This window comes from Labilibaculum sp. (assembly GCF_041595635.1).
Classification (GTDB): Bacteria; Bacteroidota; Bacteroidia; order Bacteroidales; family Marinifilaceae; genus Labilibaculum.
In genome coordinates this window covers 12815-28024 of sequence record NZ_JBFHJW010000024.1, presented here as the reverse complement: position 1 = coordinate 28024, position 15210 = coordinate 12815, and the positions used below count along the sequence as shown (strand labels likewise).

Sequence of the window (15210 nt, the reverse complement as noted above, 5' to 3'; positions counted from 1 at the left end):
CATAACTTAAACCTTACAATCAAAAGAATTACAACTTACGATACCTTCCTAAGGTAAGAAATATCACCAAATAAGAAACAAGTCCAACCAATGTTGCAAAAACTAGCGATCCCAAAGCAAATTGCAAGTAATTTTCACCCAAAGTATTTACATTCATTAAGTTGGGAATTTCCTTCTGAAACTTCCCCTGCAAAACAAGAGCTCCAGTCTGATATCCAGCCACTAAAATAAATGGAATCAAAGGAGGTATACTACTAATGTTAACCGTAATTAGAGTAAGAACTTTATTCAAGCGGAAAAACAAGGCAGAAGATACTGCAAGCAGTGTTTGAAAACCCCAGACAGGAGAAAAAGCAAAAAACAGTCCCAAAGAAAGAGACATCGCAATCAATGAATTTGAATTATCTACACAAGTTATCTCGGCCACAATTGCCTTTTTCACTTTGCTAATTTCAAATACTTTCATAAGCACATTTTCTTCACGCAACAAAAACCACTAATCACTGACAACTATTCATTGTTTCAATCCATTCTCCATCAATAGTTAAGAAACCTCTCATTAAATTGGCAGTCATACACGAATGAACGGGCACAATTCCCACTAAATCACCAATAACGAATTCATCAAACAACTCATCGCTACAGCGAATAATCCCATGCTCCTGCGATAGGCTGGCTAAAAACCCTCCACCTAAAATCTCGCTCCATCCATTTTCAGTTATTCGAACAATACTTCCATACAGTTTAGTACCCTCATCGTCTGCCTCCAGAAATTCCTTTGAAAAATGAACACCACCACCCTGAATCACCAATTCATTTCTATCAATATTTCGTGCAATTACCGGACAAGCCATCACTACCGCAATTTGATTCTCATCACAAGTTCCCAGCACATATTGCATCAGGTCATAAAAAACAAAATTACCCGGACGAATTTCATCAATACCATAGAATTCCTCACTTATACTGCAAGCTGGCGTATCGCCCAAAGAAACCTCAATACCCGGAATATCTTTACGAAAAACATCTTTCAATTCATTTAAATCTAACAATGCCTTGCTATGATTTTTGTGAATTTGCTCCTGATCAACAGCCTTGTAGTTGTGTCCGGCATGCATTAAAAAACCCTTACAGTGAATTTTATCTGACTCCTTCATTAAATTCACTAGTAAACGAAGAGAACCTGTTGCCTCTGCAGGAATTCCACAACGCTGGTAACCTGTATCTACCTTAATAAATACATTTATTGAATGCCGAAGTTCCGACTGTAAAAATAAAATTGCTTCCCGCGATTCTACTAATAAATTCAATTGAATCAGAGAAGCCAACTCATTGATCAAATCAATTTCGCGCACATTTACAGGAATCGCCACTGTAATATCCTTCCATCCATTATTTGCAAAATATTCTGCCATCTTTAACGACGAGACGCATATGGCTTCCACTCCTCTTTCTCGAAACCACTCTCCAACCTTAGCCGACTGATGAGTTTTAAAATGTGGTCGTAAACGTGTACTAGAACGCTGTGCTTTAGCCAGCATACTATCAATATTAGTCAAACATTTTTGCTTATCAAGCAAAAGAGTAGGACGAATTATTTGGGAATCTATGTTTAGCATCAAAAATGAATCGAACTAATTTTTAACAAACTATATTTCTATCTAATTTTAGACCTTATATCCATGAGTAGATGATCTCTTACACTCAACAAACTCTCCGAAAAACCAACTTTGTAGATATGTGGACTGATAAAACGCTTGTGTTCATCAGGCAACTGAGCAAAACGCTTTCGTAGATAAGCATTTATTTCTACCGGAGTTTTACTTTCGATTAAGATCTCTCCATTTTCCATCACTTTCTCGGTGATAACCTCACTGCTACAATGGCTAACATAAGTGTTTTTATCAGCTTGAAAAGGATGAAACAAGCGATTGGTCGACTCTTCATTCTCAAGCAGTATCCCATCTCTAAAAAAGAATCCATCCTCATCGAAATATCGAATTACTTTTTTCTTTCCAGGCATAGTAATTTTTTCAATATTCTCCGATATTTTTATCCGAGGAATCCCATTGGTCTGTACTAACTTATACACACCATCCAAAGCTCCAGTATCTTTTCCCGTTACTAATTCAGTACCAATCCCATAGCCATCAATTTGAGCTCCCTGATCGTTTAAACTTTTAATCACATACTCATTTAGCTGATTCGAAGCGATTATTTTCACATAATCCAATCCTGCGTCATCAAGCATTTTTCTGGCTTTTTTACTCAAATAAGCCAAATCACCACTATCCAAACGAATTCCGATCATTTTATAACCTTTAGCTTCCAGTTCTTTCCCAACAATTATGGCATTAGGAATTCCAGACTTAAGCGTATTGTATGTATCTACAAGCAAAACTGTTTTGTCAGGATTAATTTCTGCATATCTGCGAAAAGCATCCATTTCGTAATCAAAACTCTGAATCCAGGCATGAGCCTGAGTTCCAGTAACTGGAATATCGTAATTAAAAGCACTGTACACGTTAGAAGTTGCATTTGCACCACCAATTACTGCTGCTCGGCTAGCATGAACACCACCCAAACCCTGAGCCCTTCGTAAACCAAAATCGGCAAAATCCTTTTCTCCGATCACATTTCTTATACGACAGGCTTTTGTTGCTATTAAAGACTGAAAATTCAAATAATTCAAAAGAAGAGTTTCAATCAGTTGTGCTTCTATTATATTCCCTTCAACTCGCACCAAAGGTTCATTCGGAAATACAATCTCACCCTCTCTCATGCTATAGATCGTGGCTGTAAATTTAAAATCCCTTAAATAATCCAAAAATTCGTCCTTTAAGCCTGCTTTCTTCAGAAAAGCAATATTTTCCTCGTTGTATTGAAACGACTTCAAAACCTGTAAAAGATCCTCTAAACCAGCAAAAACAAGGTATCCTCCTTCGTATGGATTGGTTCTATAATAGTAGTCAAAAACTGTTTGGTCATCTTTCTTACCGCTTAAAAAATATCCCTGAGCCATGCTTAGCTCATAGAAATCGGTATACAATCCTGAATTTTCTGTTAATGTGTTCATTCGATTGAGTTAAATAAAATCAGATCAAATATAGGGAATATATGCTAGGCTGCCCAGAAATGTGGAATTGATCTGGCTAAGAAAACCCGAAATATAATTTTGTTCCTAATCAATGGTAAAAAGACTCAACTACACTTAAAACTACCACTCAGGGTTGTAAAAATAAAAAATAGAAAGCCTTTCTAATCCGTTTCTCTACGTTGATTTTTTTGAAGATTTAAAATTCACACAAAAATACAATCACTATTTATTAACAAAGTTCACACAGAATTCAAAAGTTGGACAATTTCATATATTCTTACAATTGTAGCATTATAAACAAAGAATATTTTTGGTCGTACAAAAACAAGACAATTTGACCTTTTACAATTTAGAATCTTTATAAATAATTGTTATATTTGTGCCCATTCAAAAGTAATATTATATGGAATCAACAACAAAACAAAAAAAGAAATTATCAACTACAATAATCCTTGAAAACAAAGCAATAGCTCCCGGCGTATTTGTATTAACCTACAAAAAGCTAACAAATTTTAAGGCTGGTCAATATATTGGTTTAACAACAGATTTAAATGTTACTCCGCGCTTGTATACAATTGCAAGCGGTGAAAACGACAGCGAAGTTCAAATTCTCTACAACCTAAAAGATGATGGTTGGCTTACACCTAGACTAAGCGAAATTAAAGCAGGTTCGGAACTTTACATCACCGATCCCGATGGCGACTTTATAGACGATAATTCACCCGCATGGTGGATTGCTTCCGGAACAGGAATTGCCCCCTTTTCTGCGATGTTTCGCTCTGGATTACTAAAGAACAAAACCTTAATTCACGGAGGCAGATATAAGCATTCTTTTTATTTTGAAAAAGAATTTATTCCCTTTCTCAAAGACAAATATATTCGTTGTTGCTCACAAGATCAGGCTGAGGGTTTGTATCATGGAAGATTAACACGATATTTGCAGGAAGTAGAACAACTTCCTGACAACTGCCGCTTTTTTCTGTGCGGTAGTCCTGAAATGGTTGTTGAAGTGCGAGATCTTTTGATTAAACGTGGCGTTCAATACGAAAGAATTGTAGCTGAAATCTACTTTTAATTCAATTAATTCACAGACAGCAGAACATTTTGTAAACTTCTGACAATCTGTAATTACAAAATAGAATGATGGTTAAAGATATCCTTTTAGGAAAAACACTTGATGAATTGTCTCAAGTAGTAGCTGATTTGAAGCTTCCAAAATTTACAGCCAAACAAATTGCCGATTGGTTGTATAAAAAAAACATTACGAGCATCGACGAAATGTCGAATCTATCCGCTAAGGCAAGAACAGCTTTGCAGGAAAAATATGATCTTGGCATTACAGCTTCTACGAAAGTACAAACATCTGTAGATGGCACAAAAAAATACTTGTACCCAACAGCACATGCTCACAAATTCATAGAAACAGCCTACATTCCTGACAACAAGAGAAATACCCTCTGTGTTTCGTCTCAAGTAGGCTGCAAAATGGGCTGTCTATTTTGCATGACTGGGAAACAAGGTTTTCAAGGTCAATTGTCAAGTGGCGAAATCATCAATCAAGTTCGAAGTTTACCCGAACGAGAACATCTTACCAATATTGTTTATATGGGTATGGGAGAACCGCTTGACAATGTTCCACAGCTCATGAAATCATTAGAAATTCTTACTTCGGATTATGGTATGGCCATGAGTCCCAGAAGAATTACTGTTTCGACCATTGGGATTATTCCTGGAATGATTGAATTTCTTAACCATAGCGAATGCCATTTAGCGGTTAGTCTTCACTCTCCTTTCGATGATGAGAGAAAAAAATTAATGCCAGTTCAAAATGTTTATCCAATTAAAGATGTTCTAAAAATCATTAAAGATTTTGATTTTGGTCTACAACGAAGAATTTCTTTCGAATACATCATGTTCAAAGGAATTAACGATAGTCCTAGACATGTAAAAGAGCTCTGTAGAATTTTAGATGGAATTAAATGTAGAATTAATTTAATTCGCTTTCATCCAATTCCGGATACTCCATTAGACGGAGCAGATGAAGCAACAATGGAACATTTCAAAGAGCAACTCAACAAAAAAGGAATTACAACCACAATCAGACGATCGAGAGGACTTGATATTTTTGCTGCTTGCGGATTACTTTCCACAAAGGAACTGGTGAAGAAACAAAATGAAGACTTTTAAACAAAAAAATCCTGCTTAATTAAGCAGGATTTTTTTTCATCTATATTTTCTTATTTCTCACTCGATGCTCTTACAATTAGATCGGCATGAACAACCACTTCTTTGATGGATTTAGCATCCGCTGTTTTCTCCATCTGACGAAATAGCAAACGTGCAGCTTCGCGACCAACTTCTTTTGGATTCTGATCCATAGTAGATACTGAAGGCTCCATATATCTGGAACGACGAGAATTTGAGAATCCTACCACTGCTACTTCATCAGGAATTTTAAGGTCCAATTCTTTTGCAGCTGCAATAGCTCCAATTGCCATATCATCGTTAATGGCAAAAATAGCATCCGGACGATTTGAACGTTTTAACAATTCCAATGTTAAGCGTTTGGCATCTTCCACAGTAAAATCACAACGAGAAATTAAGGTTTCATCCAATGGAATATTTTTATCTTCCAAAGCTTTTTTATAACCTCTCAATCGATTTCTACCAAAAAGCATAAATTCTGGCCCAGTTAAAAAAGCAACTCTTTTAGCCCCACCATCCAACAAGTGAGTAACAGCTGTATGTGCAGCAGCAGCATCATCTGCAACTACTTTCGACACTTCTAATTCTTTTGATGTACGATCGAAAAGTACCATTGGAACACCCAAATCCAGTACCTTATGAATATGATCGTAAGTATCCGTAGCACGAGTAAGCGATAGAATAATTCCATCCATTCTCATGTTTAAAAATCCATTTACATTCTTCTCTTCCTTTTCAATCTTTTCATTCGAAGAACTCACAAAAACCTGATAACCATGCTCATCAGCAACTTGTTCAACCCCCTTTACTACAGTAGCATAAAAAGAACTTACGATTTGAGGAACCACAACTCCAATAGTATTCGATTTTTGAGTTTTTAAAGCAACAGCTAATGGATTTGGTTGGTACTTTAATTCTTTAGCCAATTTCTGAACTGCTTCTCTGGTTGCTAAGCTAATTTCAGGATTGTTCTTAAGAGCACGAGATACTGTTGATACTGATATACTTAACTTTTCAGCAATGTCTTTAATGGTTACTGGTCGATTTGCCATAGTAATAATTTTAGAATCTTACATTTGGTGGTCGGGAAAATATACTTTTGATTTCAGTAAACATCCCCCCTATAGCTAACAAAGATAATATAATTTAGATAGCTTCCATCTTGTTAATTCTACTTTTTTGTGGTGCATAATACCCATTTTTTAATATCACAAATTAACTTGAGCTATTCATAATTATTCGTTCATTTATAGGCATTTCTAAACCTGAAAATTCAAATTACAACAACCAATAACAAGCTGTAGGTATGTCTACTAGTATTCAGTCCAACTCGCAACCAACAAAAAAGTTTAACCGTAAAATAATAAAACTAAACTCAAAATACCATATTTTCCTACCGAAGTTTGAAGAATATTCCAGCTTTCATTTAAAATACATATCAATTTTTATTTGTTTTTAATACATCCTGCTTCTACAACTTAAGCGCAACAAGTAGCTACAATTTCTCTTTGAATTCAAAAAATGTTATTGCTTACAAGCTTCTATCAACTCATGTTATTCATAAATGGTACCATCCACCAGTCTATTGCCTATCTGTTCAAACCACAAAACGTAAAAATTCCATTTCCCTTTCGGCCTAATTCATGAAATTAATTAGCAAGGAAAAAAATGAAGGGATAATTTTCGAATTGAACTTTCTTTTGTAAAAAAGAAGCAACAAACTTGTACATTTGCAACTTGCAAAAATATAGTTGAACAACTCTCTATCATGGAAAATTTAAATAAAAACCTTAAACATTTACGCTTACGCAAAAGATTATCGCAAACCAGATTATCACATCGAATTGGGGTTGGCGCTTCGTCGATAAGTGCCTACGAAAAAAGACGAAGCATTCCAAAAATCAGCACTTTATTGAAGTATTCGAAATTTTTTCAGCAAAATTTAGATCGTTTGGTGAATGAAGACATCAGCAGGCAGGAGGAGGAAAAAAAGGCAGAGATTTCGGGCGAAAAGCTAAGAGTGTTACCTATTTTGGTTGATGCTAACAACGAGGAAATGATCAGTTTGGTGCCAGTAAAAGCGGCCGCAGGTTATTTAAATGGTTATTCGGACGCAGAATTTATTGGCGAATTGCCTAATTTCAGAATGCCTTTTACCGAACTTTCAGAAAACAAAACATACCGAGCTTTTCAGATTGAAGGAAATAGCATGCTACCAGTTCCCGCTGGATCGTATATTATTTGCGAATATGTGCAAGATTGGGCTTCGATAAAAGACGATACTTGTTGCATTGTGATAACTGCCGAAGATGGAATTGTTTACAAAAGGGTAGTTAAAGATTTTGATCATCATCAGTTACTTTTGAAATCGGACAATCAGGAATACACTTCCTTTGAAGTTCGCACCCATGATGTTTTAGAAATATGGAAATCCTTAGGTTATGTGAGTTTCCAATTACCTGATGCTCCAAACTCATCAAAAAATTAGATTACAATTTCTTTTTTCTACTTTTGATTTCTTAAAATCATTCTAAATAAATTCATGCAGTAAAATGACTACAGCAACAACTTCAAATAATTACAAAGGGGTTCTATATGCCATGATCACTTCTCTTCTGTGGGGGTTTCTTCCCATATTTTTAAAGGTATCGCTAAAGGATTTGGATCCAATATCCATTGTTTGGTTTCGTTTTACCTTTGCTTTTTTAGTTTTGTTCATCTACTACCTAAATACCGATAAACAACAGCTAAGAATCATAAAAAGGCCGCCACTTATTTTGCTTATTGCTGCTGTAGCACTAGGAATAAACTACCTGGGATTTATGCAGGGAATTAATTACACCAGCCCGAGCAATGCCCAAATTACAATGCAAACAGCGCCTATTTTATTGGCTTTGGTTGGTATTTTCTTCTTTAAAGAAAAGGTAAACCGCAAACAATTACTTGGTTTTGCCATAGCAGGATTGGGTCTATTTCTCTTTTACCAAAATCAGTTACAAGCTTTTATTAACGATAAAGAAGCATTTAACAAAGGTTTTTTCTGGATCGAACTAGGAGCAATCATGTGGGTTCTGTACGCCTCTTTGCAAAAAAAATTGGTCCAAAAACACCCAGCACAACTTTTAAATATGGTTCTTTATGGCATTCCAGCTATTTTTTACGCTCCCTTTGTTAATTATGGCAGCTTCCTACAACTCGATTTCTCCTCGTGGTTAATTGTAACTTTTCTGGGTTTAAATACATTAATTGCTTATGGCTGTTTAGCCTTGGCCTTTAAATATACCGAAGCCTACAAAGTGAGTATTATAGTAGCGGTAAATCCTATTATTACCTTAGTAAGTATCGCCGTATTATCGGTAATGAATGTGCAATGGATTGCTACCGACAGCTTGAGTATCTACTCGATGATAGGTGCATCTTTAGTGATTGGTGGAGCAATTACAGCCGTTTTCTTTTCCAGAAAAAACAAGAAAAAGGCACTTCCCTCTACTGTTAACAGTGAAAACAACTAAAATTCCCAGCCGAATTACACCTACAATCAATTGTTCTGATTTTTACAAAAAACTCGGGTCTTTTTATTTTTAATTTAGATAATCAAAAAAAAGAAAGTTTTAGGCTTCGTCTGGTTCAATATGAATAGTTGATACGTAACCATATTTTTCATGAATCACCTTTTCTAGAAGAGTAGCAATATCGTGCGCTTTTTTAATGGACATATTTTGTGGAAGTACAATATGAAAGGTTAGTTCGGTATGATCACCATACACATGAAGATGAAAATGATGTGGATCCATGTCATAATCGTGAACTTCTTTAATGCTTAACTTTAGCTCTTCGATAATCGTATCAGAAGGACTTTCTCCCAATAGTGAATGAATAGAGTCACTAATTATTTCGTAGGCAGCGTGCCCAATAAGAAAAGCAACTATCATCCCTAATGTACCATCGATCCACCAAAAATAGGGACCTAGAAAAATACCCACTAAGATAACCAAGGATGAAATTGCATCGCTTCGATGGTGCCATCCATCAGCTTTCAGCACTTTTGAATTGGTTTTTTTCGCACCTCGATAAGCAAATTGTGCCAACAATTCTTTAATTACAACCGAAGTAATCATTACAAAAATAGCAATGGAACCAAACTCTGATGATTCGCCACTCTGAAGAGTCTTATATGATTTCATTATAAAATCAAAAGCCACCAAAAGTAACAACATTCCAATGATAAAAGCACTAATTAAATCAGCTCGACCATGCCCAAAAGGATGGTCTTTATCGGCAGGTTTTTTGGAAATTTTAGCGCTAATAAGAACTATCACTGAACTTAAACTATCCGACAAAGTATGCCAAGCATCAGCAATAATAGCAATAGAGCCAGTAGCCAGCCCAGCCCAATACTTTAATCCAAAAAGCAAAATGTTTCCAACAATAGAAAGCCAACCTTCAACAAAGGCCCAATTGGATTTATCTAATTTAAAATTTTTCAATTTAATTGTACTTTACTAATTAGCAAGAGCAAGCAAGTCATCTATAATGCATGCAATTCTCTAAACCAATTTTTCATTCAGCGATAATAATTTTGTTGCCGCTAATTTGGTTTTATTCTTCTTATCTATATAGAAATCAATTCTACCTAGAGCAATTCCTGCCCATCCAACCTGATTTACCATTACTTCCTCTCCGTCTAAATTCAAAATTCGTTCGGGAGTTTCCAGTAAAGTATGAGAATGACCACCTATAATTAAATCGATTCCCCGACTTCTTTTGGCAAAATCAAGATCACAATCTCCACCAGCATCGTTTTTAAGTCCAAGATGCGACAAGCAAATTACCAGATCGCACTCATTCTCGTCTCTCAAAGTAGCAACCATTTCTTCAGCGACATCTACCGGATCAATATAGTAAATAGAGCCTCTATTTTTGGGTTCTACATAACCATCTAAATCAACACCAACACCAAACACTCCAATTTTTAAATCTCCTTTATGGAATATTTTATAGGCTGGTATTTTCCCATCTAATTCGGTTTCTGCAAGATGGTAGTTGGCATTTAATATGGGAAAGTTCAAATATTTTAGCTGGCTTGCAATTCCTGCAATTCCATTATCAAACTCATGATTTCCCAAATTTCCAGCATCATAGCCGATCTTCGACATCAATTTAAATTCAGCTTCTCCTTTAAAAAAATTAAAGTATGGCGTACCTTGAAACACATCGCCAGCATCAAAAAGTAAAACCTGTTCTTCTTCTTTTCTGATTTTTTGAACCAATGCATTGATACGAGCAAAACCACCTAAACCCCCAAATTCAGGATCGGATTTAGGAAACGGATCAATTCTACTGTGTAAATCATTGGTATGCAATATGGTAATTTTCTGCAGTCCTTTTTTTGCTGCCAGAGCACTTTTTGGTAAAAACCCAGAACCTAACAACAAACCTGCAGCACCTATATTCTTTAAGAAATCTCTTCTATTCCACATGATAAATCCTCCCATCTAATTCAGCCGAAATATGTTCTCCTTTTTTATATTTATCGCTGATATATTTAATTATTTCTTCTCGCAATTTTTTATGCAAATGTCGGTAGGTTTCTCGATGAGCAAAAGCAGACACTCCGCCACCTCCATCAGTCAGATAATCCACAGAAATAACATAATAAACTTTATCTGGATCGATCGTTTTTCCCTGGACCAAAACATCCACTACGCTTCCTTCTTTAATGCCCATTTTTACCCCGCTGATTCCTTCCCCATTTCTTTGGGCTAACTGATTTAAAAGATCAAGAACATTTTTCCCTTTCATTCCCAAAATCACTAATTTATTTTTGAAAGGTAGCATTTCAAATAATTTACCAGTATTAATTTCACCTTTGGGCATGCCAGAACGAATTCCACCAATGTTCATTATGGCAAAATCCACCGAATGAGAAAGTCCATTGCTCACACAAAAATCTCTACCAATGCTAAGCATGGCATCTGCAATGTAATTGGACAATTTACTTTCAGGTTTGTGGGCAATCATTGGTTCATCTGCAATGGAAATAAGCTCTCCCATTTCACCATCAAGCTGCGACTTATAGCTTTCAATGGTATTTAAAAAACTAGTATCTCTCTGGGAATAGAAATCAAGGAGAGAATCAACCGCATAATTGTAATGACCTTCTTTTTTGCTGATTTTACTGCTTACTGAACAAGCAGAAAACGCCAACAGTAAAATCAATATTTTCAATGAATTGTATAACAATGTTCTCATAAAAATTCAAGATATAAAAAATAAAATACATCCCTGTCTTTTTTAGGGATGGTAAAACTATAAAAAACCTTCGACTTACGTATTATTTACACTTTAATAGTTCAAAAATCAATTGTTAATTGAAGTGGTTCCGAAAAATTTATTTGATTAGAAACCGTTAAGCCCAGTAAACGAATGCTTTCTTTTACTTCAACCAAATCGAAAAGTTCATTGGCAATTTTTTGAATTTGATCGAGCTCATTCAATTCTTGAAAAACAGTCTTACTCCTTGTAATCTGCTCAAAACTACCATATTTAATCTTCAAGCTCAAAGTTCTTCCCCTAAAACCATTCTTTTTTATGCGAGAGAGCAAATCTTCGGCTGTAACAGCAAGATCTTTTTTTATGGATTCACGATCCGATAAATCGGAATGGAAAGTATGCTCAGTACTTACCGATTTACGAATCCGATTTGGATTTACCGGACGATGATCGATTCCTCTGGCAATTTGATAAAAATACAACCCCGCTTTCCCGAAACTTCGAGTTAACTCACTAAGGCTTCTCTCCTTAAGATCTTTTCCTCTGAAAATTCCCAGCTGATGCATTTTATCAGCCGTAACTTTTCCAACCCCAAAAAATTTATCGATGGCTAAATTCTCAATAAAGCTTTCCACATCTTTAGGTGGAATCACAAAAAGCCCATCGGGTTTTTGATAATCGGATGCAATTTTCGCTAGGAATTTATTTACCGAAATTCCTGCTGAGGCCGTTAATCCAGTTAATTCCTTAATTCTTGCTTTAATTTCCTTCGCAATCAAACTTGCCGATGGCAACTCCTTTTTGTTCTGAGTAACATCCAAAAATGCTTCGTCGATGGAAAGAGGTTCTACCAAGTCGGTAAATTCATAGAAAATTGACATAATTTGTTTCGAAATTTCCTTGTAACGATCATGCCTAACTTTTACAAAAATGAGTTCAGGACATCTTTTTTTAGCAATAGAGGAAGGCATGGCAGAACGCACTCCAAATTTTCGTGCCTCGTAACTGGCAGCCGCAACCACTCCTCTTTCGGCCGATCCTCCCACTGCCACAGGTTTATTACGAAGTTCTGGTTGATCATTCTGCTCTACCGAAGCAAAGAAAGCATCCATGTCAATGTGAATTATTTTACGAGTTTCCTCTGCCATTTTCAATGCTAATATCTCTTATTCAATTTTTAAAAAAATCAGTTCAATTTTAGTAATTTTACACGCGCTTAAAAATAAACGGATCAAATTGTATTACCAAGCTAAATACACTGCGAAAATAGGGAATTAATACATTCAAAACTGTTTCAAGAAAAATCAAAATAAGTAAAGTGAATCAAATTAAAGATCTTACAAGTGGGAATATTTTCTCACAAATAGTAAAACTGGCGATTCCAATTATTGCAACATCTTTTGTACAAATGGCCTACAATATGACCGACATGGCCTGGTTGGGACAAGTGGGCAGTGAAACTGTTAGTGCTGTAGGAATGGCTCTTTACATGGTTTGGTTTGGGGCTTCACTCCTATTTATCACTAAAATTGGAGTAGAAGTAGGCGTATCCCAATCTATCGGTCAAAAAAATCTTGAACGAGCCCAATCTTTTGCTCGAAATGCCTTCAGTTTATCTTTCGTAATATCTATTGTGTTTGCTCTTTGCACATGGCTATTTGCCGATTCCATCATTAACCTTTTTAACATCAAAAATGATTTCGTAAACCAAACAGCCTTACAATACCTTCGTATTATTGCCATTGGAATGCCATTTACGTATTCGAATATCACCATGTCGGGAGTTTACAATGGCGTAGGCAACACAAAAACCCCTTTTTGGATCAATGCTTTTGGATTAATTATCAACATCATACTTGATCCTATTCTCATTTTTGGTTGGGGAGCCATTCCTAAAATGGGTGCTGCAGGAGCAGGAATTGCCACTGTAATTTCCCAATTGTGTGTATTCATCCTGTTTATCTACTTCCTCCATATCAAAGAGAACCCTTTAAATGTGAAAAACTACCTAGGGAAAATCCAGAAAGAATTTCTGATGCCAATACTAAAAGTAGGAGGTCCGGTAGCACTTCAATCAACAAGTTTTGCATTTTTAGCCATGTTTTTGGCTAGAGTAATGAACAATATCGCTGAAGGAAATCCGATTCCTTTTTCAGTTCAATCTATTGGGGCGCAAATAGAAGCACTTTCGTGGATGACTGCCTCGGGATTTTCAACAGCTTTGGGAACTTTCACTGGCCAAAATTACGGAGCAAATCAATGGTACAGAATACAAAAAGGATTTTTTATTACACTCGGAATTGCTGGCTTTATAGGAATTATCAGCACTCTTCTTTTCTTTTTTTGGGGCGATCACATTTTTAACTTATTCCTAAACAGTAGGGAAACAGATGTGGTTAAAATGGGAATTGTTTACTTGATAATCATTAGTTTTTCGCAAGTTTTCATGACTATAGAAATTACCACTACGGGAGCTTTCAATGGCATAGGAAAAGCAATGCCGCCTGCTTTTGTAGGAATTATCGGAAATATTTTACGGATTCCTTTTGCCTTTCTATTCAGCTACAGCTTACTAGATTATTTGCCTCAATTTCAGAATTGGATTCCCGCCGAATCGGTATCTGTAACTGGTGTCTGGTGGGGAATTACTCTCTCCAGTATCATAAAAGGAAGCATTTTATTTTGGTGGTTTTTGCTTTTACTCTATAAACATCCCGAAAACACAAATCCACTTCCCTTTCAACGATTTTGGATTCGAATTATTCCAAGCAGAATACGACAAAATTCAATCATCATGAAACCCATCGAGAATGAAAAACTTAAAAAGAGAACTTAAAATAACCGAAGATGGATCGCATACCCTCTTTGTGCCCGATTTGAATGAACATTACCACTCTACACATGGTGCCATTCAAGAGGCCATGCATGTTTATATAAATGCTGGTTTTAATGAATGTAATCAAAATCCGATTCATATTTTAGAAATCGGCTTTGGTACAGGCCTAAACTGTCTACTTACTTTGCTCGAAGCACAAAAGCAAAACAGAGAGGTCGTTTATCATTCACTTGAACTCTATCCTATAAAGGAAGAACACATTAAACATTTAAACTATAGCGAACAGATTGAAGGCGCAAACGAAAAATTATTTTTGGAACTTCACAAAGCCAAATGGAACCAAGAAGTGAAGATTACCGATCGTTTTACACTTAACAAGCTACTAGCTGATCTGCGAAAAGTAGTCCTGCCAGAAAAATACAATTTGATTTACTTCGATGCTTTTGCTCCCGACATCCAACCCGATTTATGGACTCAGGATATTTTTGAAAAATTACATCAGCACATGCTTCCAGATGGTATTTTAACCACCTACTCTACAAAAGGAATCATCAAACAAGCTTTACGAGCAGCAAGTTTTGTAGTAAAACGTTTGCCCGGACCTCCTGGCAAAAGACAAATGCTACGAGCAAAAAAATTACAATAGAATCAGCAGTTCTAAATTTTATACAAATGCAAAAAAAGGTTAATTACAAGCTGATTCTCGATATTCTAAGAGAAAAGCTTTACCTTAGTCGCTTTCTTATGATTTTACTGATCATAAATACAAACGAAATTATTTAATAAATAGATTATATTA

The 15210-nt window shown here is 35.8% G+C and carries 14 protein-coding genes; 6 read left to right on the top strand and 8 right to left on the bottom strand.

Annotated elements, in window-relative coordinates; translation table 11 throughout:
• Positions 1 to 28: 28 nt before the first annotated feature.
• Genes ABYT26_RS08975 through ABYT26_RS08965 form a run of 3 tightly spaced genes read right to left on the bottom strand, consistent with a single transcriptional unit; the run spans position 29 to position 3076 of the window.
• On the bottom strand, positions 29 to 466 hold the full coding sequence (locus ABYT26_RS08975) for a DUF2062 domain-containing protein (RefSeq protein ID WP_372753030.1): 438 nt from the start codon (positions 464 to 466) through the stop codon (positions 29 to 31).
• A 34-nt stretch (positions 467 to 500) separates the two neighbouring features.
• Positions 501 to 1619 (bottom strand): alanine racemase, encoded by a 1119-nt coding sequence (locus ABYT26_RS08970; RefSeq protein ID WP_372753028.1) that lies wholly within the window; start codon positions 1617 to 1619, stop codon positions 501 to 503.
• Between the two features lie 38 nt (positions 1620 to 1657).
• Positions 1658 to 3076 (bottom strand): nicotinate phosphoribosyltransferase, encoded by a 1419-nt coding sequence (locus tag ABYT26_RS08965; protein WP_372753026.1) that lies wholly within the window; start codon positions 3074 to 3076, stop codon positions 1658 to 1660.
• Between the two features lie 424 nt (positions 3077 to 3500).
• Between ABYT26_RS08965 and ABYT26_RS08960 the strand changes: the two genes are divergently transcribed.
• Together ABYT26_RS08960 and rlmN are read left to right on the top strand one after the other, a co-directional pair.
• Positions 3501 to 4172: a ferredoxin--NADP reductase gene (locus ABYT26_RS08960; protein WP_372753024.1), complete on the top strand. Its 672-nt coding sequence runs from the start codon at positions 3501 to 3503 to the stop codon at positions 4170 to 4172.
• Positions 4173 to 4237: 65 nt separating this feature from the next.
• A complete protein-coding gene (rlmN, locus tag ABYT26_RS08955) occupies positions 4238 to 5284 on the top strand; it encodes a 23S rRNA (adenine(2503)-C(2))-methyltransferase RlmN (protein ID WP_372753022.1) in 1047 nt (348 codons plus the stop codon).
• A gap of 50 nt (positions 5285 to 5334) precedes the next feature.
• Here rlmN and ABYT26_RS08950 read toward each other — a convergent pair whose 3' ends face one another.
• A complete protein-coding gene (locus ABYT26_RS08950) occupies positions 5335 to 6354 on the bottom strand; it encodes a LacI family DNA-binding transcriptional regulator (protein WP_372753020.1) in 1020 nt (339 codons plus the stop codon).
• A 716-nt stretch (positions 6355 to 7070) separates the two neighbouring features.
• Here ABYT26_RS08950 and ABYT26_RS08945 point away from each other — a divergent pair.
• Together ABYT26_RS08945 and ABYT26_RS08940 are read left to right on the top strand one after the other, a co-directional pair.
• Positions 7071 to 7790, top strand: a complete 720-nt coding sequence (locus ABYT26_RS08945; RefSeq protein ID WP_372753018.1) for an XRE family transcriptional regulator — start codon at positions 7071 to 7073, stop codon at positions 7788 to 7790.
• 64 nt (positions 7791 to 7854) lie between these two features.
• Positions 7855 to 8814, top strand: coding sequence for a DMT family transporter (locus tag ABYT26_RS08940; RefSeq protein WP_372753016.1), 960 nt, complete (start codon positions 7855 to 7857; stop codon positions 8812 to 8814).
• A gap of 99 nt (positions 8815 to 8913) precedes the next feature.
• On the opposite strand, the gene ABYT26_RS08935 is transcribed toward ABYT26_RS08940, so the two are convergent.
• The 4 genes from ABYT26_RS08935 to dinB all read right to left on the bottom strand — a co-directional run bounded on the left by ABYT26_RS08935 (position 8914) and on the right by dinB (position 12723).
• Complete coding sequence (locus ABYT26_RS08935) at positions 8914 to 9789, bottom strand: cation diffusion facilitator family transporter (RefSeq protein ID WP_372753014.1); 876 nt, start codon at positions 9787 to 9789, stop codon at positions 8914 to 8916.
• A 60-nt stretch (positions 9790 to 9849) separates the two neighbouring features.
• Complete coding sequence (locus ABYT26_RS08930; protein WP_372753012.1) at positions 9850 to 10782, bottom strand: metallophosphoesterase; 933 nt, start codon at positions 10780 to 10782, stop codon at positions 9850 to 9852.
• Positions 10772 to 11554 (bottom strand): 5'-nucleotidase C-terminal domain-containing protein, encoded by a 783-nt coding sequence (locus ABYT26_RS08925; protein WP_372753010.1) that lies wholly within the window; start codon positions 11552 to 11554, stop codon positions 10772 to 10774. Before ABYT26_RS08925 ends, ABYT26_RS08930 begins: the two co-directional genes overlap by 11 nt.
• Before the next feature lie 101 nt (positions 11555 to 11655).
• A complete protein-coding gene (dinB, locus tag ABYT26_RS08920) occupies positions 11656 to 12723 on the bottom strand; it encodes a DNA polymerase IV (RefSeq protein WP_372753008.1) in 1068 nt (355 codons plus the stop codon).
• Positions 12724 to 12893: 170 nt separating this feature from the next.
• Here dinB and ABYT26_RS08915 point away from each other — a divergent pair, with 170 nt between their 5' ends.
• Together ABYT26_RS08915 and mnmD are read left to right on the top strand one after the other, a co-directional pair.
• Entirely contained in the window at positions 12894 to 14411 is a 1518-nt protein-coding gene (locus ABYT26_RS08915; protein ID WP_372753006.1) for an MATE family efflux transporter, read from the top strand.
• On the top strand, positions 14386 to 15057 hold the full coding sequence (gene mnmD, locus ABYT26_RS08910; protein WP_372753004.1) for a tRNA (5-methylaminomethyl-2-thiouridine)(34)-methyltransferase MnmD: 672 nt from the start codon (positions 14386 to 14388) through the stop codon (positions 15055 to 15057). The genes ABYT26_RS08915 and mnmD overlap by 26 nt, the downstream gene beginning before the upstream one ends.
• Positions 15058 to 15210: the final 153 nt, after the last annotated feature.